Genomic DNA, 21,976 nt, shown 5'->3' on the forward strand with positions numbered 1-21,976 from the left:
GAAAATAAGGAATTCTCCACTATTATCCTTATTTTTGTCTGGCAAAGGATTATTTAGCGGCAGCATATGGAAGCACTCGTGAAACCGACATATAAGAAACCGGGGCCAGATGATTTTTTTAAGAAACTACAAAGAGAAGTACAGGAAAAGATACTTGGTGACAAGCGCATCCAGCGGCGCAATGTTGCGAAAACTTATTTGCTGCTTTTCCTTTATGTAGGATTTTACACCGCTATTTTACTGCTAGGCAACTACACTCCCCTGTTGTTTTTATCCTATATTTTGTTAGGGTTTTCAATGATTATGCTGTTCATCAACGCCTTTCATGATGCTGCCCACGGTGCTGTGTTTAAGAAACGCAGGCATAACCAGCGGTTTATGTACGTTTTAGAGTTTTTCGGCAGCAACAGTTGGTTATGGGGCAAGCGGCATAACGCATTGCATCACCCGTATCCGAATATCCAACATTGGGATACGGATATCAAGCAAAGTGATTTGGTGCGGATTTTCCCCGATAGCGAGTATTTGGAGCAGCATCGCTACCAGCATATCTACATGTTTTTGCTGTACCCGTTGTATACACTCAATTGGTTGTTTATCCGTGATTTCAAGGACTTTTTCGGCACCAAGGATAACTACGTGAAGCGCATCATGAAAATTCCCAAAGTGGAGTATTACAAGCTATTTGCCGCAAAAATTTTCAATCTGTTTTATTTGGTGGGTATCCCAATGATCGTGCTTAGTCAGCCTTGGTATATGGTGCTGCTGGGATGGCTATGCATGCATGTATTTGGAAGCTTACTGGGGGTTATTGCGCTGATATCTACACACGTGGATGAAACGGCTGTTTTTCCATTACCCCCCGCTGACGGCAAGATGGACGTGACATGGGCTGAGCATCAGATGATGGTTACCAAAGATTTCAGTGCGGACAATCCCATTGCCAATTTCCTCTTTGGCGGTTTTACCCATCATGTTGCGCACCATTTGTTTCCCCATGTGGCTCATACGTATTATCCGTATATCACACCCATCATCAAGCGATACGCAAAGGAATATAATTTGCCGTATACCTGCTATCCAGCCATCAAGGCGGTGCGGTCACATTTTGTACTCCTTAAAAAGCAGGGCGCGAGTGAAAATATCTTCCAGCACGGCGAATTATAGCCTTTTGGCTTCTTCCCAAAAGACATCCATTTCGGCAAGTGTCATTTCCTTTAGATTTTTGCCGGATTCCCTGGCGCGCGTCTCTAAATGGGTGAATCGATTGATGAATTTCTTATTGGTTCGCTCAAGGGCATTTTCGGGATTTATACCAACAAACCGCGCATAGTTGACCAGTGAGAAGAGGAGATCGCCAAATTCAGCTTCTGCCTTTTCGGTATCAATGGCCGTTGCGGTTGTTACGTCAAACTCGTTCTTGAATTCGGCCATTTCTTCCTCCACTTTCCGCCAAACTTGGTGCTTTTCTTCCCAGTCGAAACCTACACCACGGACTTTATCCTGTATTCGGTAAGCCTTTACCAGGGCAGGTAGTGAAGCCGGTACACCCGCAAGTACTGATTTATTGCCTTCTTTGAGTTTTAGCTGCTCCCAGTTCCGTTTTACGTCTTCTTCATTGTTTACTTCCACGTCGCCATAGATATGTGGGTGGCGTGAAATCAGTTTTTCGCACACCCCATTGAGTACATCAACAATGTCAAAAAAACCTTGTTCTTCAGCGATACGTGCATAAAACACCAGGTGCATCATCAGATCACCAAGCTCCTTTTTTACTTCATTGAGGTCATTATCCAATATGGCATCTCCCAATTCGTACATTTCTTCAATGCTGAGGTGACGGAGTGTTTCCATGGTCTGTTTCCTGTCCCAAGGACATTCCACGCGCAATGTATGCAACACGGCCAGTAGGCGTTCGAAGGCGCTTGCAGGTGTTTCTTGGGGCGGGGGTGGCGTATGTGGCATATGACGTTATTTTGTGCGCAAAGATAATGAATCTGGCCACATAGGTGTCGGCCGACTTAACTAATTACCGCTTTGGCCCGGCTGTGAATCTGAAGCTGCTGCATGAGGCTATTCAGTTGGGAGAGGGTATGTTCCAATACTTGTTGTTGGGGCAGTTCGCCGTTTCGGGCATCAATTTCCATTTTGCGCAATTGAAAGGCGATGCTGTTGCCTCCGATCTGCGCAGTACGCCCCGCAATGCGATGGAGCAGCAACTCCACATGGGTTAGATCGTTTTTTTTATAATGATGCTGGAGTGATGTCATATCGGATAGCGTGTCCCTCAGAAAAAGTGCAATAATTTTATCAGCCTGTTCTTCATCACCCATTGCCAAATGCTCAATCGCCGATAAATTAGGATGGTTTGAAGGGGCCTGGGCGGGTAGTGGTGTGATGCCCAACAGCTGCAGTAAATCCGCCTCCTTGAATGGCTTGAGCAGCAAGCCATCGAAACCGTGGGCAAGGATTTGTTCCTGTTCTTCGGGTAGGGCCTGTGCGGTGCAGGCAAAGATATTTACACCATCGGAGCCGATTTTTTGACGCAATTCCCGATTAAGCTGCATGCCATCCATTTCCGGCATCCGGATATCCATTAGGATGGTTTTCACACTCGGATCCCAATGAGCGGCCAATACTTCGGTCGGCGAGCTGAAACAACGATAGGGGACCATATACTTATCCAGGATATTTTGGCATAACCCCAATATAAACCGATCGTCATCTACAATCCATACACTGCCATCAAAAGGTTTGGAGGCGATTTGCGATGGATGCGGGCGGGCTTCAGGTGTCGTTTCCGCTGCGGTTTTAAGCGGGAGGTTGACTTTGAACACGGAGCCGAATCCTTTTTTGCTGTCTACCCGGATGTGACCATTCATGTTTTCACAGATGGTTTTTACAATGCTCAACCCCAGCCCACTGCCAAAATGGACGCCCGAATTGGCATTCTCAGACTGTTCAAAGTCGTTGAATATGCGTTCGAGATCACCCTTGGGAATGCCCTTACCCGTGTCCTTTACGACAATATTTAACTCTGTTTTCGCAGCATACACCACGGTGCTAACATAGAGTGTCACCCGTCCGTTGTCGGTAAATTTGATGGCGTTGCTCAGTAGATTGAATAGGATTTGCTTGATGCGGAAGGCATCGCCCAATACATTTCCGGATCCCAAAATACGGCTATTAAGTAACAATTCGAGCCCCTTGGCCTGGGCCTGGGTTTTCATCACGGAGACCACGTTGCTTACCAGACCCAGTACAGCAAAGGGCTTTTCATTCAGCGTGATCTTGCCGGAGGTAATCCGACTGTAATCTAGGATTTCATTGACAATTTGCAAGAGGTGTTCTGACGACTGGTATATGGCGTCGACCTTGGGATTGTCTGTACTTTCACCTTGTTTGAGTTGCTCAGCATATCCGATGATGGATTGTAGCGGTGTGCGCAACTCGTGGCTCATGTTGGCTAAGAAGCGCTGTTTTGCGGCGGCATGGTACTCGGCTTCCTCTTTTGCTACCTCTAAAGCGGCCCGATACGCGTTGCTTCGACGGATGTCTGCCAGGATCAAATAAACCATGATGGCGGTGATGATAAAAAACGCCAGGATAATCCCTCCAATGCGCCATACGCTCTCACTCACAACGGCCTTGGCTTGCTGGTTGTCCACTTCCATCTGTTGCATGGCTTCGTTTTCTACGGAATGAAGAATGCTCAGCATATTACTAATCAAGGTGTTGCTGAATACCGTCAATTCCATTTCGCGGTCGACGAATTGTTCACGCTGCCGTTGTTGGAGCATTTGGAAACGCCGAACGGCACTGTCAATGCGGGCCAGCGTGCTGTCTTGCTTCACGGCCCTGATGGTGTCTACGATGGTTTCCATTTCTTCCTCTACCATACGCCGCTCTTCGGTAACCTGTTGCGGTTGTTCCGGTCGTTTCCTTCCGAAAACACGTGCGAAAAACCCTCGGTCATCCTGATCAATCACAATAGCTGATGCCGCGCTGGTGTCTCCGGCGATGGTCGTGGTACGCCGTTTCCGTTCTGTTGTGACGATGGTACTGTCGGCGCTGGGTTCGTAGATAACGTCGCTGAGGGATTGTAGCTGTTCAGAAAACTCACGGCTATCCACCACTTTTTCACGTACCTTTACGTAGGAATTGAATAGCTTATCGCGTTGCCGGAGCAGGGTTTTTATCGAATCTATCCGGGATAGCTGCACACCGCTGCCTTGATACAGGTGCTTCAGCGAATCCAGGGAAGCCACGATTGCCGCTGATTCCTTGGAAAAACTTTTATAGGTGGCGTTACCCCCGAATGCTTGCGAACGTTGCAGTTGATCAAGGCGCATGATATCTCGTGAGATGCCGCTCACCATCTCCAGCTTTGGGTCAGGTGTGGTAATGTTTTCCACGGTATCCATGATTTCGGTAAACGCAACGCGGCTGATGACCCATGCCAAAACCAGCGACACTGCACAGGATATGAAGACGAAGATAACCTTGCGCCGTACACTTCTAGTCGATTGTATGTCTTGGGTAGGCATGCACTATTCCCTGATTTTCAAGTAAAGCTACCAAAAATTGTGCTAAACACGGCAACCCGCCATGAGAAGTAGACCATCAATTGCGTTACGATACGCAGAAAGCCCGTTCTGATAGCGGGTTGCTGATTTCCGATTATTGATTCAGAAACACAAATTTGTTATCAAACATATCCAATTTGACATGAGCATCCTTGTCGATTTTCCCAGCTAGGATTTCTTTGGATAATTCGTTGAGGATGTGCTTCTGTATGACACGTTTGAGCGGTCGGGCACCATACTGTGGGTCATACCCCAATTGGGCGAGCCAATCGAGCGCCTCATCGCTGGCGGCGAGTTGTATGCCCATTTCAGTCAATTGGTGCTGAACGTGAGCAAACTGTAGGTGCACGATTTTACCGATTTCCCCCCTGCTCAACGGGGTAAACATAATAACCTCGTCGATGCGGTTGAGGAATTCCGGCCGCACGGACTTTTGAAGCAGCTCAAACACCTGATTCTGTGTTTTCGCCATCACTTCTTCGCGGTTTTCATCGTTCAGGTCAACGAAGTTTTCCTGGATGAGGTGCGAACCGATGTTGGAGGTCATGATGATGATCGTATTCTTGAAGTCCACTACACGTCCCTTGTTATCGGTCAGGCGTCCGTCGTCCAATACCTGCAGTAGGATATTAAATACATCTGGATGCGCCTTTTCGATTTCGTCTAATAGCACCACGGCATACGGCCTGCGCCTTATGGCCTCGGTAAGTTGTCCGCCTTCGTCATAGCCCACATAGCCCGGAGGCGCACCGATAAGGCGCGAAACAGCGTGGCGTTCCTGATATTCACTCATATCGATGCGTACCATGGAATGTTCGTCGTTGAAGAGAAACTCCGCCAGCGCTTTAGCTAGCTCGGTCTTGCCAACGCCGGTGGTACCCAGGAAAATAAATGATCCGATAGGACGGCGTGCATCGCTCAATCCAGCCCGGGATCGCCGGATGGCATCTGAGATTGCCTCGATGGCTTCTTCCTGTCCGGCTACCCGCTTGTGTAACTCTTCTTCGAGATACAGCAGTTTGTCGCGTTCGCTCTGCACCATTTTGGTCACCGGAACACCCGTCCAACGGGAGACCACACCCGCAATGTCTTCGGCAGTCACTTCTTCTTTGAGCATCCGGGTGTCGCCCTGCTTTTCGGCAAGCTCCTTTTTGAGCAACTCGACCTTATCCTGCGATTCCTTGATGCGGCCATAACGGATTTCAGCCACGCGGCCATAATCGCCAGCGCGCTCAGCTTGATCTGCCTCAATTTTGTAGGTTTCGATTTGTTCCAGTTCTTGGTTGATGTTGTCTACAAGCGACTTTTCACTTTGCCAAGCCGCCCGCAGGGAATCTCGTTCGGCACCGAGGTTAGCGATTTCCTTACTGAGTTCCTCTACCTTTTTGGTGTCTTTTTCCCGCTTGATCGCTTCGCGTTCGATCTCAAGTTGCATGATGCGACGCTCGATTTCATCCACGGCTTCAGGCACGGAGTCCATCTCCAATCGGAGTTTTGAAGCAGCCTCATCCATGAGGTCAATGGCCTTATCAGGCAGGAATCGATCAGCGATGTAGCGTTGTGACAGTTCTACGGCAGCGATAATGGCTTCGTCGAGGATACGCACCTTATGGTGTGTCTCATAACGTTCTTTCAATCCACGCAAGATGGAAATGGCGTCCTGCGTATCGGGCTCTTCCACCATCACTTTTTGGAAACGTCGCTCCAACGCCTTGTCTTTCTCAAAATATTTTTGGTATTCATTGAGCGTCGTGGCACCGATGGCGCGTAATTCTCCACGTGCCAGTGCAGGCTTCAGGATGTTGGCCGCATCCATAGCCCCTTCACCACCACCGGCCCCGATGAGCGTATGGATTTCATCGATGAAGAGGATGATTTCGCCATCGCTTTGGGTTACTTCCTTTACCACAGCCTTGAGCCTTTCCTCAAATTCGCCCTTATATTTGGCTCCTGCAATCAATGCGCCCATATCGAGTGAAAAGACGGTTTTGGTCTTCAGGTTTTCGGGCACGTCACCTTTAATGATGCGGTGTGCGATGCCTTCAGCGATAGCGGTCTTACCCACTCCTGGCTCACCAACCAATATGGGGTTGTTTTTGGTCCGGCGCGAAAGAATCTGGATAACCCTGCGGATTTCTTCGTCGCGGCCGATTACGGGGTCGAGCTTGCCGGACTCTGCAAATTCATTGAGGTTGCGCGCATATTTATTCAGGGCATTGTAGGTAGCCTCTGCGTTTTGGTCGGTTACCCGCGCATTACCCCTAAGGTCACTGATGGCTTTTTTGAGGTCTTTTTCTGTTATTCCCTGGTCTTTGAGTAGGGTCGCGGTTTTGTCGCTTGCATGAAGAATGCCCAATAGGATGTGTTCAATGGAGATAAACTCATCCTTGAATTCCTTTAAGTATGATTGCGCTTTCTGCAAGGCGGCATTGGCGCCTGATGATAGGTAGATGTTGCTGCCACTCACTTTGGGGAACGTACTGATCTGCTTGTCGAGCTCTTCCTCTACATGCTTTACGTTTACATTCAGCTTTTTGAGCAGGTGGCTTACCACGTTTTCATCCACCACCAGCAATGCCTTCAGCAGGTGAGCCGTTTCAATGGATTGTTGTTGATTTCCCGTGGCAATTTCGGACGCTTTCTGAATCGCTTCCTGTGCTTTGATCGTATAGTTGTTGAAATTCATCTTCTTGTGATTTTACTGTGTATAATCAAAACAAGTACCACGGGGGATTTGATTGGGTAATCGGAAATTTTGTCGGTTGAGATTAAAATATGCTGAATAATTGGCTGGTGATTAGTGGATTATACTGAAAAAATAGCAGGTCCCGTTGCAATTGTGCTACTTAAGTGCCTCGGATAACGATAAAAATACTTATGCATAAATTTCTTATGTATATCGGAAAGCTATATATTTGCTGTATGAGTTCAACGAAACTATTAAAAGGCACACTTCAGACCATTATTTTAAAGTTGCTTGAAGATCATGATAAAATGTACGGCTACGAGATTACCCAAAAGGTAAAGCAGCTGAGTCACGGGGAGTTCAAGCTCACCGAAGGTGCTTTATACCCTGCGTTACACAAATTAGAAGCAGATGGCTTGCTGGAAACCAGTACCGAGTTGGTGGATGGGCGTGTGCGCAAATACTACGCATTGTCTTCCGAAGGAAAGGGTGAGGTGAAAGAAAAAATGAGTGAAGCCGTCACCTTTATTGAAAAGCTGCAATTGGTGTTAAACCTTAAGCCTGTTGTATCATGAAACTGAATAAACAGCAGCTAAAGCAGTTGCGCGCTTTCATCCGTCAGCAAGGCTTTACTGCGATCGATCTCCAAATGGAAATCATTGATCATGTGGCCTGTAGCATTGAGGAGAAAATGGGTGAAAATCCTGCTGCAACCTTTGGACAGGCGCTGAAACAGACCCATGCGGAATTCGGTGTGTTTGGATTTAGTACATTGAAAGAAGCGATGGCCAACTCGCTTCGTAGGAAATATTTTCGTCAAATGTCGCTTGAGTTGAAACGGTGGCTGTCTTTCCCTGCTTTGTTGGTGGTAGGAGGTTTCGCCCTGGTATTATACCAGCTATTTTTTCTCATTGCTACACCTTGGCTGTTGGCGATTGTATGGTCTGTTTATCTTGCGGTTTCATTGGGAATATTTCTATACAATCGGTGGTTACAACGCAGATATCGGAAACTGATGGTTATGCAGTTTGCTATTCAATTTGCATTTTTACCAACTTTTCTCTTCCTGATTGGGGTGCGATTTTCAGAAATTCCTGGTCAAATCATCATTCGTCCAGAACACACTTGGATTTATGCGAGCCTTTTCGCAGGCATTATCCTGCTTTTTGCATTCCTTTTTGCAGCGTATTTCAGGATCATTTCTTATGCGATCCGGAAGTGCCGGGAGTTTGAACGGCACGTTCACCCAACGGGCATTTAAGGATTGGGAGGATAATTACTCCACACCCATGTTCCATAATTCTTAAAAATTCGGCTTAAGCAAATATTTGTCGTAAAACCGGAAAATGTGTTCAGCAGCTTCTTCGGCTGTATCCACCATGCGGTATAGGTTGAGATCTTCCGGACTGATGTTGCCGGCTTCCAGCATCCTGCTCTTTATCCATTCAAAGAGCCCGCCCCAGTAATCTTTGCCCACCAGTACAATAGGGAAGCGGGCGATTTTCCCAGTTTGGATCAGGGTGATGGCTTCAAACAGTTCATCCATGGTGCCGAAGCCCCCGGGGAGTACGATGAACCCTTGCGAGTATTTCATGAACATGACTTTGCGCACGAAGAAATAATTGAACTGAAGGAGCTTGTCGCGGTCGATGTATGCGTTATGAAACTGCTCGAAAGGGAGCTCGATATTGATGCCTACGGATTTTCCGCCAGCTTCATAAGCTCCTTTATTAGCGGCCTCCATAATGCCCGGCCCACCGCCCGAGACTACGCCATAGCCCCGTTCCGTCAACAATCGCGCGATATCTTCCGCAAGTTTATAATGGGGATGGTCTTGTGGCGTTCGTGCCGAACCGAACATCGATACGCAGGGGCCAATTTTGGCAAGCTTTTCGAATCCGTCTACAAATTCAGCCATGATTTTGAAAATCTGCCATGAATCCTTGACCTTTATCTCCTGCCAGGTCTTGTTTTCAAAGGCCCGCATGATTTTGTCTTCTCGTGTTCTTGCCATAAAACATGTTTTGATTTTGGCTAAAATACTAATTTAAAACGGGTGTTCCGCTGTATTTAACGCATGCACAAAAAATCCATTTCAGGTAGTAATCGGCTTTCTCCTGCTTTTGTGCCCTATAACTTTCGGACTAAAAAAGTACCTTTGCCTTATGAACTTCTCCTCCAAACTATTGGAACAGGCGGTAGCTGAGTTTGGCCGGTTACCGGGGATCGGCCAAAAGACGGCTCTGAGGCTCGTATTGCATTTATTGAAACAGCCGGACGCCGAAGTTTCGCGTTTTACCGAAGCACTTGATCGCCTAAAGCGAGAAATTCGGCATTGCACAACGTGCTATAATATTTCGGATGCGACCACGTGCGAAATATGCGCTTCAGCCAAGCGAGGCAACGGACTGATTTGCGTCGTGGAAGATACGCGTGACGTGATGGCCATAGAAAACACCAATCAATACCATGGCGTTTACCACGTGCTGGGTGGACTCATTTCACCCATGGATGGTATAGGACCCTCGGATCTCCAGATCGATAGCTTGATACGGCGCGTGGAGGAGGGCGGAGTACAAGAGATCATCTTGGCGCTGAGTGCTACGATGGAAGGTGATACGACCATTTTTTACCTTTATAAAAAACTGAAGGGGTTTGGTGTACAAATCAGCACCATCGCCCGGGGTATCGCTTTTGGCGGTGAGCTGGAATACGTAGACGAAGTGACCTTGGGGCGTTCAATCGCCACACGTGTGCCTTATGAGCGGAACATTGCATCGTAAAACTATTGTCATCACTGGCGCCTCTTCCGGTATCGGCTTAGCTTGTGCCGAAGCTTTTGCTCGCCATGGCTCTAATCTCGTATTGGGTGCCAGGCGCTTCGTCGATTTGTGTGCAATCGCCCAATCATTGGAGAAAGAATACGGTATCCGCGCGGTAGCGGTGCAGTGCGATGTGGCGATGGAATCGGATTGCAAGGCTTTAGTGCAGCAAGCAATAAACACGTTTGGCGGGGTGGATGCACTGATCAACAATGCGGGTATCAGTATGCGTGCTTTGTTTGCTGATTTGGATTTGGCAGTGCTTCACCGGCTGATGGATGTCAACTTTTGGGGTACAGTGTATTGTACCAAGTATGCCATGGCCGAATTGCTGCAAAGCCAAGGGTCGGTCGTAGCCGTTTCGTCCATAGCCGGATATCGCGGACTCCCTGGCCGTACAGGATATTCGGCTTCCAAATTTGCTATACAGGGATTTATGGAGTCATTGCGGGTGGAAAACCTTAAAACAGGCTTGCATGTGATGGTCGCGTGTCCGGGTTTCACCGCCTCCAACATCCGGCAAACAGCATTGAATGCCGTTGGGAGCGAACATGGTGAAACCAGCATGAATGAAGATAAGATGATGACTGCAGAAGAAGTGGCCGCACGAATCGTGCAGGGGATAATCCGCCGTAAACGTACACTGATTATGACCCGGCAAGGGAAGCTCGCGGTATTGATGAACAAGCTATTGCCCGATTGGGTAGATCGGCAGGTGTATAAGCTGTTTGCGAAGGAAAGGAACCCGTTGGTCAGCTAATTGTTACATCTTCCTAACCACGAAATACAGTCCAATTGCTACCCCAACGAGTACAGTGGCTGTACCCCACCATAATACATTGAAGCCGTAGTTGTCAGCGATGCGTGTGCCGAGGAATGGCGAAAATACGTGGGCAGTGGAAAAAGCCAGCGCGTTCAGTCCCATATAGGCACCTTGGTTCTGTTTGGAAGCCCGTTTTACGGCTACAGATGCCATGAAGGGCATGGCCAATATTTCAGAGATGCTGAGCATGAAAATAGAAGCGTAGAGTATCCAGTATCCCGTAGGCAAAGGGAGCAACGCAAATGAAACGGCGCATAGTGCCGTACCCCAGAATATGCTGCTCGCGTAGTTAAGTCGTCGCTCTGCGATGTGTACCAATAACATCTCAAAGATCACAACGATAAGCCCGCTGAAGCCCAGTATGATGCCGATTTGTTGCTCGTTGAGGAAATGACCCTTTTGATAAAATAGTGGCATTGTACTCAATAACTGGAAAAAACAAATGGCATAAATACAGCAAAGCAAGCTGAAAAGCAAAAATAGCCAATCCCGATACGGGGATTTCGGTGCTTGCGAAGAGGCAGGGATGGGTTCGGCCTGCTTAGTCCGCACCGTGCCCTTGCGCTTATAGAAAAACAAGATGAATGTGAGCGTTGCGATGGAAGCACCCAGCGCATTCCCATAGAAAATCCAGTGATAGGAAATGGACGCCAGGAAACCGCCCAATGCCGGGCCGATGGAAAAGCCGAGATTAATGGCCATGCGGTTGAGCGAAAAGGCGCGCGTGATATTTTCAGGTCGTGCATAGCGCGCTACCGAAACGGAGTTGGCCGGACGGAATGACTCCGTTACCACGCTGAGGACGTAGATGGCGATTGATACGGCTTCAACCGACGTAAACTGGGGAATAACCAGGAATAATGGGACCGAAAGCAACAAACTGAGTGTCTGCACCCAGAAATTGCCGAAGCGATCAGTTAACCATCCGCCAAGCCATGAGCCGGTGACCGCGCCCAAACCGAAGCACGCCAGCACGGTACCCACTTCCTGGATAGTGAAGCCGAGCGCTTGGGTCATATAGATGCTTAGAAAAGGCAGCACCATAGCACCGGTACGGTTCACCAGCATGACCAATGCCAGCATCCAAGCTGGCCGGGATAGCCCCCGGTACGAGTCGATATATATCCGTATGAGTTCTTTCACAGTGCCATCCGTGTCGGCTTATCCGTTCCATACGGAAACACCATCCGTAATTTCATAACTGCTGGCTGTGACCAATTCTTTCCTGCCAGATTGTTGCTCGAAAACATAATCCAAACGCCCGAGGTTGATGCCGCCGAATCCCACTTGGTTGATGGTCGTCAATTCACCGTTTAGATTTCGGATGCTTTCGGGTGCGGGCATGAAAGTGTGCGTGTGCCCACCGATGATGAGGTCGATGTTTCGTGTGTTCTTTGCCAACACCACATCGGAAACTTTATTTCCTTGGTATTTGTAACCCAAGTGGGAGAGGCAGATCACAAAGCTACATCGATAATCCTGTTTGAGCCGTTCGGCAAGTGTGTTGGCAGTAGCAATGGGGTCGAGGTAGCGGACATCGCGGCAAAGGGTTGGGTCGACCATCCCATCCAATTCGATGCCCAGCCCAAAAACGCCAATCCGGAGCCCTTGTTTCTTAAAGATGCTATACTCGCGGGTTTTTCCTTTCAGCATGGTGTCGCTGAAATCGTAATTTGCAGTAAGAAATGGGAATTTAGCATATGGAAGCATCTTAGCCAGGCCCTCCAATCCATTGTCGAACTCGTGATTACCGATGGTGCTGGCTTCGTAACCCATCTTGCTCATCAATTCCAGTTCCACTTTTCCCCCAAAAAGGTTGAAGTAAGGCGTGCCCTGTACCGTGTCGCCTGCATCAAGCAGGAGCACATTGCGTTGTTCGCTCCGAATACGCTCCACCAGTGTTGCCCGACGTGCTACGCCGCCCAGGCCTTGGTTGCGTGAGCCGTCCATGGGAAACGGATCGATACGACTGTGTACGTCATTGGTGTGCAGGATGGTCAATGCGATGTGATCTTCATTGGCTAAAGCAGCCAGGGGAATACCTCCTAGCAAGGAAAGTGTACCAAACGTGCCCGCTTGTTTCAGAAAATGGCGCCTATTGATTGTGGGTAATCCTTCCATCAAGTTGTGTATTTATGTGTTTACCAGCCCGTGTTTGTTCTCCGACGTACGTGATCAATGCTTCCCGTACTTTCAGTCCGAGGTTGGTGCGGCTGACCGGATTGCTCAACCCACGGGAATTGTCGCCCCCGTTGGCGAGATAGTCGTAGGTGATCAGTTTGTAGGTGCGGGAGAGTTCCAATGGTTTGCCCGCCACGGTGATGTCGATGGCTTTACCATCTTTGATCCTCATACGTAAACCTGCCACGGGCTGCCCGTCCGTGGCCGCGATAAACTGGGCGAGTTGCAGCAAACTTTTGCCTGAAAGCTCCAACAGTACCATTTCATTTTCAAACGGCATCAATTCAAATAGGTTGCCCATTGTGATGGTTCCCTTTTGCAATTCAATGCGCAGGCCACCTTTCGTCCCAAAGGAAAGTTCGGCATCCGGATGTCGCTTTTTTCCTTCTGCTAGCAATGCATCGGCAAAAAAATTGCCTAGGCGCGTCTCGGGTACATCGCGGGGGTGGGTAAGGTTCACATCGGTATAACCGACTACGCGATTCATTTCGGCTTCTAGCTGCTCCCTATAGGGAGCGTATAATTGTAAAAAAGTGGAGTCGCCGGTTAGGGTGCTGTCGATTTGAAGCTTTGTATAAACAGCCTGCTCGCGGGGGGCAAAATACCTACTGCATGATGCACTTCCCAAGCCCAGGGCTATGGCGAGCAATGCAAGGCGGTTTTTAGGGGTAAAATACTTCATGGTGTTGCAAAATTCTCTTTTTTGGCACATGGCCGTGGGTAAGCAAAGGTAACCAACGCATGTTAAATTGAAAAGAAGTTTTTGAGGGGTTAACCTTTAGTTGGGAAGCGTTTTTCCCATCGACTGCGTACCGGAAGGAGCAGGAAGCGAAGCCCGGATTTTTGCCCGTGTGCGGGCGCTTTCGCGGAGTCGCGCATAGCGGCTTCTGCGCCGGGTGAATAACGCGGACAGATTATACGCATCCCAGTTGATTAAGAAGACGCTTCCCAGAATAACCAATAACGCGATCAACTGGGAGTAGGAAACCGTTTCATGGGCAAACCAGGCGCCGAGCAATACGGCGACAATTGGGTTCACATACGTGTGCGTGCTCACTTCGGTTGCCGGCCGAATCTGCAAGAGCCAGATATATGAACTATACGCAACGATGGATCCCATGCCAATGAGGTAAGCCATTGCCCACCAAGCAGAGGCTGGCACCATATCAAAACGGAAGCTGGCAATTTCCCCCCGGCTGGAGGCCGTGAGTGTAAAAGCAACTCCGGCAATAAACATTTGCCACGCGGTGCCCACCAAACCATTCCCGCTCTCGCTATTTTTGGACTTGCCATAATATTTGGAATACAACGAGCCGATGGTCCAAGCCAATGTGCCGAGCAATAGGAGTGACATGCCCAAGATATTTGCCTGACGTTGCGAAGCATCCAATGCTTGGGCCAGGCGGTCACCAAACAGCATGACCACACCGAAGAAACCCATAAAAAGGCCGATGATCACCGGTAGGTTGCCAAAGTTGGCTTTCCAATTGGGTTTATCCAAGACGATGAACCAAATGGCGGCAGATGCCGACATGATAGCAACGAGTCCGCTGGGCATGAACTGTTCAACCCAAATAATGATGCCGTTGTCGATGTACAGGAGCAACAAACCCATTAAACCCGCATGGAGGATGGTTGATCGATGAAAAATCCGGTACCCTTTAAGGTAACACCACACCAGCATGAGGAACCCGGCGGTGCTGAACCGTACGGCTCCCAACAAGAATGGGCTAAAGCCGGCCAATGCCTTATGGATGAAAAAAAACGTCGACCCCCACACTACATAAACGATGGCGAAAGCCACGACAATCTTTAATCTGGAGTGTCCATCTCGTATTTCCGCTGTCGTCATTTTTATCTTTGCTTTTTATTCCTTTTAGTTTTGTTGCTCGATCCTCACTCCTTCATCTTACCCTTCGAATCGAGGAATGACCAACTGCTGTTCCTCTTTGACTGTTTCCAGCACAATGGTGGTGCGGGTTGAAATAATGCTTGGTATCTTTGCAAACGAATTCCGCATAAGCTCCACCAGTGCCGCCGAATCTGCCGTACGCACTTTCACCAAGTAGCCGTCGTCGCCAGCAATGTCGTGTACTTCCTGTACTTCGGGAATAGCTGCCAACGCTTGTCCCGTGGTCGCACATCCAATCCCATCGGCTGCACGGATGAAAATGAACGAGAGTAAGGTCTGATCCAATGCCGCTGGATTGATTTTCGCTCGGTATTGCAGGATCACTTCCCGTTGCTCCAATTTTTTTATTCGCTCCAGGATTGCAGAGGGAGCCATTCCCAGTTCGCGGGCGATGTCCGCATTGCTGATCCGGGCGTTTTCTTGCATCAACCGCAGGATGGCGTAATCGGTCTGATCTAAATTATGTTCTATTTTGTTCATTATTCTGCAAAATTAATGAATATTTGAATAATATTCAAAATATATAATAATACAATGAATTATGTTCTGTAATAGTGGTTTGTGATAATTGTTTTTGGGCTTTAGTGGATAGAATAGGGTTCCGTTGACAAAAAAATAAAAAAAAGATATTGGATTAATTAACAGTGTTAAGTAAATTTGCTTCGTTAATTTATTGCGATGGGTATTAAGGAAAGAAAGGAAAGGCATCGGGAAGACTTCAAGGCCCGGATCCTGCAGGCAGCGAAAAAATTATTTATCACCGAAGGATACGAGGCGACCTCTATCCGGAAAATCGCTGCTGAGATCGAATTCAGTCCGACGACGATCTATTTGTATTATAAGGATAAGACCGATATCGCTTACGCGCTTCATCAAGAGGGGTTTGGCTTAATGCGTGAGCGCTTTTCTGCGCTTGCACATGTAGACGACCCTTTTGAACGATTGAAGGCAATGGGTAGGGGGTACATCCAATTTGCAATTGATCATCCGGACTTTTACGAGTTGATGTTCATCATGAAGGAGCCAATGCAGTATTTGCAAGCCCATCACCCGGAAGACGAATGGGAAGAGGGGGAGCAGGTGTTTAATGCGTTGATACAGACCGTAGAAGGATGTAAAGTGCACGGTTATTTCAGCAGCATGCCCACCGAGGAAATGGCAATGCTTTCCTGGAGTGTGGTGCACGGGTTATGTTCGTTACATATTACCAGCCATTTTAAACACATTGCAGAAAAATGCAGCGATATTGAACTCATTAAGCAGGACACCTTGTTGGAGAGCGTGTTTGGAGCTTATTTACAATTATTGGAGCGGTTAAAATAATTTTTTTTGCACCTTTATAAACACTGTTAATAATGAGAACAGTATTAATAATCATGCTGGGACTTATCGTTGGACAGACGATGGCACAGGAAGTACTTGACAATTATATCAGAGAAGGGCTGGAAACCAACCTGGTGATGAAACAGCGCACGGTGTCGCTTCAAAAGGCCACGTATGCGTTGAAGTCAGCCAAAAGCATGTACCTACCCACCGTGGCCTTGCAGGCGGGATATCAGACGGCCGACGGAGGGCGGAATATCCCACTTCCCATAGGGGACCTGCTCAACCCCGTTTATCGTACGTTAAACCAGCTCACCGGAACAGGAGCGTTTCCGGAAATTGAAAATGAAACCATCAATTTCCTGCCGAGAAATTACTACGATGCGCACATCCGCACCACCATGCCACTTATCAATACGGATATCGGTGCGAATAAACGTATCCATGAACAGCAGTTGCAACTCAGCAAACTGGACGTAGCGATCTACCAGCGGGAATTAGTCAAGGAAATCAAGGTAGCCTATTTCAATTACCTCAGTGCTGTGCGGGCCAAGGATATTTATCGGGCCGCGGTAGACCTCGCCCGGGAGGGGCAGCGTACCAATGAGAAACTGGTGGAGAACGGAAAGGGACTGCCCGCTTATGTATTGCGTTCAAACAGCGAAGTTGCGGAGTCTGAAGCCCGGTTGACGGATGCCGAAATGAAGGCGCGTAACGCGCGGGCTTATTTTAATAGCCTGCTCAATCGTGCCGAAGAAGCGGAGGTAGATACCACGTTTGGCCATGAAACAGCACTTTTGCACGCTGCGTCTGTGTTGCACAACGATAGCAACGCCGGCCGTGAGCGGGAGGAACTCCAATCGTTATCAACCGCCATCGACATCCGTTCCACGATGCTGAAAATGGACCAACGGTTTGCCATCCCCAAATTGAATGCCTTCCTGGATCTGGGATCGCAATCGGAAGGCTTTCATTTCAACGGCCAGACACGCTATTACATGGCGGGGCTCCAGTTGGAATTCCCCATTTTCAACGGCAACCGCAATAAATATAAAATCCAGCAATCACGTCTGGATCTACAGGACGCACAGTTGCAACTGGAACAAACAAAACAACAGCTGCAGCTTGCAAATTCCATGGCATATCGCAACCTACAGTCCGCATGGAAGAACTATCAATCGTCGAAAAGCCAACTGGAGGCTGCACAGGCGTACCGGCGGCTGATTGCCAAAGGCTACCAGGCCGGATCGAACAGTTACATCGAGACGGTAGATGCACGCAATCAGTACACCTCCGCCAGTATGGCATTGCTGATCAACACCTATCAGGTACTTTCAGCAGCAGCAAGCCTCGAACGTGAACAGGCAAGTTATCCCCTTACCCAATAAAAACAGAAGACAATGGATATAAAATCATTCAGCTATTATTCCATGGCGCTTGTACTGATCCTGAGTGCGTGCGGCCCCTCCGATGAACAACGTACCGATAGCCTGGCAGACAGCGAGGTAATCCCCGTGCGTGTTATTCAGCTGGCGACGCGCGATACGAGCCAGGTAATCCGTGCCACGGGTACCTTTACAACCGACGATGAAACCGTGCTTGCATTCAAGAACGGTGGTGTGATCCAGCAGCTCCACGTAAAAGAGGGCGATTCCTTCAAGAAAGGGCAATTGCTGGCATCGTTGGAACCTACGGAAATCAATACCGCGGTGAAGCAGGCGCAGCTGGGGGTGGAGAAAGCTGCGCGCGACTACCACCGCGCGCGGCAGTTGTTCCTCGACAGCGTAGCCACGCAGGAGCAGATGGAAAATGCGAAAACGGCATTTGAAGCTGCCAAGCAGGATGCAGACCGTGCTGCTTACAACCTGGGCCATACCCGTATCCATGCGGCGTTCGATGGGTACGTATTGCAGCGCCCGGCCAGCACCGGGCAGGTCGTCGGACCGGGAGCCCCGGTGCTGTTGGTTAGCAGTACGGGGCGTGACGGCTGGTTGCTCAAAGCGGGGGTGAGCGACCGGCAATGGTCGGCCATCCAATTAGGCGACAATGCAGAGGTAACCACAGATGCAGTCCGAAACAAACGCTTTTCGGCAAAGGTATTCCGCAAATCCGAAGGAATCGATCTGAAGTCTGGAACGTTTACAGTATACCTGAAGCTGGTAGGGAACGACGGACTGCCTACGGTAGCATCGGGTATGTTCGGTAAGGCTGAAATCCAGCTGTCGACCAAAACAGGAGCCTGGTTCATTCCCTATGAGGCCTTATTGGATGGCGATGCGGGTACGGGTTATGTATTCGTTACCGATGATGGACAAACGGCACGCCGGATTCCCGTACAAATAGGAAGCATACAGAAAGACCGTGTCGTGGTGACAGGCGGACTGGAAGATGCAAACTCACTGATTGTGTCCGGCAGCCCTTATCTTCGGGATGGTTCAAAAATAACGGTAAAATAAAAGGCTATGGACCTGATCAAATATCCGATTAAGAACTATCAGTTTACGCTCATCATGGTGCTCATGGTGATCGCCATCGGCGTAAGCAGCATCCTGACCATGCCCCGTGCAGAAGATCCCGAAATGCGTCCTCCAAACTTTCCGGTGGTGGTGATCTATCCCGGTACCAACCCCAAGGACATGGAACAGCTGATTGTGAAGCCCATTGAATCCCGGCTTTATGACCTGGATAATATCAAGCGTATCCGCACGACGATTGTCAATGGCTTAGCGGTGCTGTTTGTAGAGTATGAGCACAACGTAGACTACGACAATAAATACCAGGAGCTGATCCGCGAGGTGGGCGCCTTGCGCCCGCAGTTGCCGGATGAGCTCTACAGCATCGATGTCCAGCAAATCGACCCAACGGGGGTTAATGTCCTGCAGGTGGCCCTGATCTCCGAAAATGCATCACGCAAGGTGATGAAAGATGTATCAGACGATCTCAAGGAGGAGCTGGAGAAGGTAAAAGCGCTTAAGGAAGTAAAGGTAAGCGGGTTAACGGATCAATTGATCCGTGTGGACGTCGAGCCAGCACGCCTGGCACAATTGGGCATACCGCTTAATCAGGTGATGCAAGCCATCCAGAGCGAAGGCGCGAATATTCCCGGCGGCAGCGTGCTGGCAGGCGGAAGGGTGTTCAGTATCAAGACCAGCGGCAACTATCAAAGTGTCGACGGCATCCGTAACACCATTGTGTCGAGTGCGCAGGGAAAAAATATCCTGTTGCGGGACATCGCCGATGTGTATGCCGATTTCGCTCCCGAAACACATATTACCCGCTTAAATGGGCATCGGGCCGTGTTTGTCAACGCCGCACAAAAGGCCGGAGAAAACATCAGTCGCACGCAGGAGGCTTACCTTCAGGTGTTGGATCAATTCAGGGAACGTTTGCCCGACAACATCGATATGGTGCTGCACTTCGACCAAGGTGAAAATGTGAACAATCGGCTGAGCGGGCTGGGGGTCGACTTCCTGATTGCAGTAACGCTGGTGCTCCTTACGTTGCTGCCGCTTGGCACCCGGGCTTCGCTGGTGGTGATGATCGCGGTACCCCTGTCTTTGGCCATGGGGGTAATCGCGCTTAATGTATTGGGTTATTCGTTGAATCAGTTGAGTATTGTGGGGTTTGTGGTGGCCTTGGGGCTGGTCGTTGACGACAGCATTGTGGTGGTGGAGAATATCGAGCGATGGATGCGAGAAGGATTTTCGCGCGTTGAGGCAGCCATAAAGGGAACGCATCAGATTGCCCTGGCGGTAGTGGGGTGTACGGCCACATTGGCCATCGCCTTCATGCCGCTGATGTTTATGCCGGAAGCTGCCGGGGACTTTATCCGCAGCTTGCCCATGGCGGTCATCGGATCGGTACTCGCTTCCATGCTCGTGGCGCTATTGGTGGTTCCTTTCCTTTCGAGCCGTCTACTGAAACCGCATGAAAACCCGGAAGGAAATGCGGTGCTTCGCTGGTTGCAGCGGACCATCCATAGCACCTATTCCGTATTGCTCGACCGGGCATTGAAACGCCCCTGGTACGCCTTGGGTATAGCGGCATTTATTTTTGCCGGCGCCCTGGCCCTTATCCCCATCATCGGGTTCAGCCTGTTTCCTGCATCGGAAAAACCACAGTTCCTGATCCGCATCAGTGCGCCGTTGCAGGCAAATATCTACACAACGGACAGCATCACCCGCCAGATCGAAAAAGAACTCGATTCATGGCCAGAGGTACGGTACTTTGCGTCCAATGTAGGCAAGGGCAATCCGCGGATCTATTATAACGTGGAGCAGGCTAATGAGCGGGCTGATTTTTCCGAAATCTTTGTGCAGCTGCAACCCGAAACACGGGCACGGGATAAAGAGGAGCTGATCGAGCGGCTCCGGAGGCGTTGGACACCGTATCTGGGCGCCAAAGTGGAGGTGAAGAATTTCGAACAAGGTGTGCCCGTCATCTCGCCCGTGGAAGTACGGTTATTCGGGGATAACCTAGATACCTTGAAGCAGCTCGCTTACCGGACGGAACGGATGATGGAGCAAACCCCCGGCGCGTTATATGTAAATAACCCGGTGAGCAACGATAAGACAGATATCCAGGTAGACATCCAGCGCGATAAAGCCTTGGCCCTCGGGGTCCCGACGGCCAACATCGACCGGACGGTCCGCATGGTGCTGGCTGGACTGGATGTAACGACGTATACGGATCCTGCATCAGACGACGACGATTATCTTGTACGGCTGAGCGTGCCCCGGGCGGCTTATCCCGATCTGTCGGTATTCGATCAGGTTTATGTAGACAATGTGCAGGGAACGGCGATACCTTTTAGTCAGTTGGCTACGCTGCAACTGATGCCCTCACCTCCGGCCATCTATCACATCAACCGCGACCGCACGGTTTCGGTCAACTCTTTTGTGGATGCCGGATATACCAACGACGAGGTTATTCAGCACGTCGTTGATCAAATGGATGCTATGAAATTGCCCGCTGGATATCATTACGAGATGGGGGGCGAGGTGGAAAGCCGTGAGCAGTCGTTCGGTGGCTTCGGTACGGTGATATTGATTACGGTATTTCTGTTTATCGCGGTACTGGTGCTCGAATTCAAGACCCTGAAAAGTACGCTGATTGTGCTTTCAGTCATTCCACTGGGCATCGTGGGTGCTGCGTTGGCATTGTTGGTTACAGGTAACACCCTGTCTTTCGTCGCCTCCATCGGGTTGGTGGCGCTGGCTGGGATCGAGGTAAAAAACACCATCCTGTTGGTTGATTTCACCAACCAGCTACGCCGCGAAGGCATGGAACTTAACGAAGCGATCGAAAAGGCCGGCGAGATGCGATTTCTGCCCATTATTCTGACATCGCTGACAGCGATTGGAGGGTTGCTGCCTATCGCTTGGTCGAGCAACCCGCTGATTTCACCGCTGGCGATTGTGATGATTGGTGGCTTGATTAGTTCCACCTTGCTTTCGCGGGTGGTTACGCCTGTCGTTTATAAACTGATGCCGCCAAAGATCGAGGTCTAGAACTGGCTTGCCACGGATGTAATGCACGCTTTTAAAGAGGCGATATCCCAGGTAAGATCACGTTAAGTCACGGGTATGAAAAAAAAATAACTGATTTTCAATAAATTATAGTTACTTTTACACCTTTATTCAT

At 49.3% G+C, this 21,976-nt stretch carries 18 protein-coding genes; 9 read left to right on the forward strand and 9 right to left on the reverse strand.

The window, feature by feature from the left end:
- Positions 1-66 precede the first annotated feature (66 nt).
- The gene (locus IEV98_RS10895) at positions 67-1,167 is read left to right on the forward strand and encodes a fatty acid desaturase family protein (RefSeq protein WP_188505862.1); all 1,101 of its coding nucleotides are present in this window, start codon (positions 67-69) and stop codon (positions 1,165-1,167) included.
- Here IEV98_RS10895 and mazG read toward each other — a convergent pair.
- The 3 genes from mazG to clpB form a co-directional block, all read right to left on the reverse strand.
- Positions 1,162-1,965: a nucleoside triphosphate pyrophosphohydrolase gene (mazG, locus tag IEV98_RS10900; protein ID WP_188505863.1), complete on the reverse strand. Its 804-nt coding sequence runs from the start codon at positions 1,963-1,965 to the stop codon at positions 1,162-1,164. The two genes, IEV98_RS10895 and mazG, sit on opposite strands and share 6 nt — an antisense overlap.
- A gap of 56 nt (positions 1,966-2,021) precedes the next feature.
- Positions 2,022-4,547, reverse strand: coding sequence for a hybrid sensor histidine kinase/response regulator (locus tag IEV98_RS10905; RefSeq protein ID WP_188505864.1), 2,526 nt, complete (start codon positions 4,545-4,547; stop codon positions 2,022-2,024).
- Between the two features lie 133 nt (positions 4,548-4,680).
- The gene (clpB, locus tag IEV98_RS10910) at positions 4,681-7,272 is read right to left on the reverse strand and encodes an ATP-dependent chaperone ClpB (protein WP_188505865.1); all 2,592 of its coding nucleotides are present in this window, start codon (positions 7,270-7,272) and stop codon (positions 4,681-4,683) included.
- Between the two features lie 236 nt (positions 7,273-7,508).
- On the opposite strand from clpB, the gene IEV98_RS10915 reads away from it, so the two are divergent.
- Both IEV98_RS10915 and IEV98_RS10920 read left to right on the forward strand, forming a co-directional pair.
- Positions 7,509-7,847 (forward strand): PadR family transcriptional regulator, encoded by a 339-nt coding sequence (locus IEV98_RS10915; protein WP_188505866.1) that lies wholly within the window; start codon positions 7,509-7,511, stop codon positions 7,845-7,847.
- Positions 7,844-8,533 (forward strand): hypothetical protein, encoded by a 690-nt coding sequence (locus tag IEV98_RS10920; protein WP_188505867.1) that lies wholly within the window; start codon positions 7,844-7,846, stop codon positions 8,531-8,533. The genes IEV98_RS10915 and IEV98_RS10920 overlap by 4 nt, the downstream gene beginning before the upstream one ends.
- A gap of 42 nt (positions 8,534-8,575) precedes the next feature.
- Here IEV98_RS10920 and IEV98_RS10925 read toward each other — a convergent pair whose 3' ends face one another.
- Positions 8,576-9,286 (reverse strand): LOG family protein, encoded by a 711-nt coding sequence (locus IEV98_RS10925; protein WP_188505868.1) that lies wholly within the window; start codon positions 9,284-9,286, stop codon positions 8,576-8,578.
- A 151-nt stretch (positions 9,287-9,437) separates the two neighbouring features.
- On the opposite strand from IEV98_RS10925, the gene recR reads away from it, so the two are divergent.
- Positions 9,438-10,055, forward strand: a complete 618-nt coding sequence (gene recR / locus IEV98_RS10930) for a recombination mediator RecR (RefSeq protein ID WP_188505869.1) — start codon at positions 9,438-9,440, stop codon at positions 10,053-10,055.
- Complete coding sequence (locus IEV98_RS10935) at positions 10,033-10,854, forward strand: SDR family oxidoreductase (protein ID WP_188505870.1); 822 nt, start codon at positions 10,033-10,035, stop codon at positions 10,852-10,854. Before recR ends, IEV98_RS10935 begins: the two co-directional genes overlap by 23 nt.
- A gap of 3 nt (positions 10,855-10,857) precedes the next feature.
- Here the strand turns inward: IEV98_RS10935 and IEV98_RS10940 are convergent, their stop codons facing one another.
- The 5 genes from IEV98_RS10940 to IEV98_RS10960 all read right to left on the reverse strand — a co-directional run bounded on the left by IEV98_RS10940 (position 10,858) and on the right by IEV98_RS10960 (position 15,490).
- On the reverse strand, positions 10,858-12,060 hold the full coding sequence (locus IEV98_RS10940) for an MFS transporter (protein ID WP_188505871.1): 1,203 nt from the start codon (positions 12,058-12,060) through the stop codon (positions 10,858-10,860).
- An 18-nt stretch (positions 12,061-12,078) separates the two neighbouring features.
- Entirely contained in the window at positions 12,079-13,038 is a 960-nt protein-coding gene (locus IEV98_RS10945; RefSeq protein ID WP_188505872.1) for a bifunctional metallophosphatase/5'-nucleotidase, read from the reverse strand.
- Complete coding sequence (locus IEV98_RS10950; RefSeq protein ID WP_229738677.1) at positions 13,013-13,780, reverse strand: 5'-nucleotidase C-terminal domain-containing protein; 768 nt, start codon at positions 13,778-13,780, stop codon at positions 13,013-13,015. The genes IEV98_RS10945 and IEV98_RS10950 overlap by 26 nt, the downstream gene beginning before the upstream one ends.
- Before the next feature lie 96 nt (positions 13,781-13,876).
- Positions 13,877-14,950 (reverse strand): EamA family transporter, encoded by a 1,074-nt coding sequence (locus IEV98_RS10955; protein ID WP_188505873.1) that lies wholly within the window; start codon positions 14,948-14,950, stop codon positions 13,877-13,879.
- A gap of 57 nt (positions 14,951-15,007) precedes the next feature.
- Positions 15,008-15,490 carry an Lrp/AsnC family transcriptional regulator gene (locus IEV98_RS10960; RefSeq protein WP_188505874.1) on the reverse strand — a complete coding sequence of 161 codons (483 nt, stop codon included), beginning with the start codon at positions 15,488-15,490 and terminating at the stop codon, positions 15,008-15,010.
- A gap of 198 nt (positions 15,491-15,688) precedes the next feature.
- On the opposite strand from IEV98_RS10960, the gene IEV98_RS10965 reads away from it, so the two are divergent.
- Genes IEV98_RS10965 through IEV98_RS10980 form a run of 4 tightly spaced genes read left to right on the forward strand, consistent with a single transcriptional unit; the run spans position 15,689 to position 21,843 of the window.
- The gene (locus IEV98_RS10965) at positions 15,689-16,333 is read left to right on the forward strand and encodes a TetR/AcrR family transcriptional regulator (protein WP_188505875.1); all 645 of its coding nucleotides are present in this window, start codon (positions 15,689-15,691) and stop codon (positions 16,331-16,333) included.
- Positions 16,334-16,365: 32 nt separating this feature from the next.
- On the forward strand, positions 16,366-17,721 hold the full coding sequence (locus tag IEV98_RS10970) for a TolC family protein (RefSeq protein ID WP_188505876.1): 1,356 nt from the start codon (positions 16,366-16,368) through the stop codon (positions 17,719-17,721).
- A 12-nt stretch (positions 17,722-17,733) separates the two neighbouring features.
- Positions 17,734-18,789: an efflux RND transporter periplasmic adaptor subunit gene (locus IEV98_RS10975; protein WP_229738678.1), complete on the forward strand. Its 1,056-nt coding sequence runs from the start codon at positions 17,734-17,736 to the stop codon at positions 18,787-18,789.
- A gap of 6 nt (positions 18,790-18,795) precedes the next feature.
- Positions 18,796-21,843, forward strand: coding sequence for an efflux RND transporter permease subunit (locus IEV98_RS10980; RefSeq protein WP_188505877.1), 3,048 nt, complete (start codon positions 18,796-18,798; stop codon positions 21,841-21,843).
- Positions 21,844-21,976 lie beyond the last annotated feature (133 nt).

It is taken from the genome of Parapedobacter pyrenivorans (assembly GCF_014636865.1).
GTDB lineage: Bacteria > Bacteroidota > Bacteroidia > Sphingobacteriales > Sphingobacteriaceae > Parapedobacter > Parapedobacter pyrenivorans.

What these genes read in the sequence shown, in the direction of transcription:
- IEV98_RS10895 (WP_188505862.1), top strand. Translation starts at nt 67, where the DNA reads ATGGAAGCACTCGTGAAACCGACATATAAGAAACCGGGGCCAGATGAT.
- mazG (WP_188505863.1), bottom strand. Translation starts at nt 1,965, where the DNA reads ATGCCACATACGCCACCCCCGCCCCAAGAAACACCTGCAAGCGCCTTC.
- IEV98_RS10905 (WP_188505864.1), bottom strand. Translation starts at nt 4,547, where the DNA reads ATGCCTACCCAAGACATACAATCGACTAGAAGTGTACGGCGCAAGGTT.
- clpB (WP_188505865.1), bottom strand. Translation starts at nt 7,272, where the DNA reads ATGAATTTCAACAACTATACGATCAAAGCACAGGAAGCGATTCAGAAA.
- IEV98_RS10915 (WP_188505866.1), top strand. Translation starts at nt 7,509, where the DNA reads ATGAGTTCAACGAAACTATTAAAAGGCACACTTCAGACCATTATTTTA.
- IEV98_RS10920 (WP_188505867.1), top strand. Translation starts at nt 7,844, where the DNA reads ATGAAACTGAATAAACAGCAGCTAAAGCAGTTGCGCGCTTTCATCCGT.
- IEV98_RS10925 (WP_188505868.1), bottom strand. Translation starts at nt 9,286, where the DNA reads ATGGCAAGAACACGAGAAGACAAAATCATGCGGGCCTTTGAAAACAAG.
- recR (WP_188505869.1), top strand. Translation starts at nt 9,438, where the DNA reads ATGAACTTCTCCTCCAAACTATTGGAACAGGCGGTAGCTGAGTTTGGC.
- IEV98_RS10935 (WP_188505870.1), top strand. Translation starts at nt 10,033, where the DNA reads ATGAGCGGAACATTGCATCGTAAAACTATTGTCATCACTGGCGCCTCT.
- IEV98_RS10945 (WP_188505872.1), bottom strand. Translation starts at nt 13,038, where the DNA reads ATGGAAGGATTACCCACAATCAATAGGCGCCATTTTCTGAAACAAGCG.
- IEV98_RS10950 (WP_229738677.1), bottom strand. Translation starts at nt 13,780, where the DNA reads ATGAAGTATTTTACCCCTAAAAACCGCCTTGCATTGCTCGCCATAGCC.
- IEV98_RS10955 (WP_188505873.1), bottom strand. Translation starts at nt 14,950, where the DNA reads ATGACGACAGCGGAAATACGAGATGGACACTCCAGATTAAAGATTGTC.
- IEV98_RS10960 (WP_188505874.1), bottom strand. Translation starts at nt 15,490, where the DNA reads ATGAACAAAATAGAACATAATTTAGATCAGACCGATTACGCCATCCTG.
- IEV98_RS10965 (WP_188505875.1), top strand. Translation starts at nt 15,689, where the DNA reads ATGGGTATTAAGGAAAGAAAGGAAAGGCATCGGGAAGACTTCAAGGCC.
- IEV98_RS10970 (WP_188505876.1), top strand. Translation starts at nt 16,366, where the DNA reads ATGAGAACAGTATTAATAATCATGCTGGGACTTATCGTTGGACAGACG.
- IEV98_RS10975 (WP_229738678.1), top strand. Translation starts at nt 17,734, where the DNA reads ATGGATATAAAATCATTCAGCTATTATTCCATGGCGCTTGTACTGATC.
- IEV98_RS10980 (WP_188505877.1), top strand. Translation starts at nt 18,796, where the DNA reads ATGGACCTGATCAAATATCCGATTAAGAACTATCAGTTTACGCTCATC.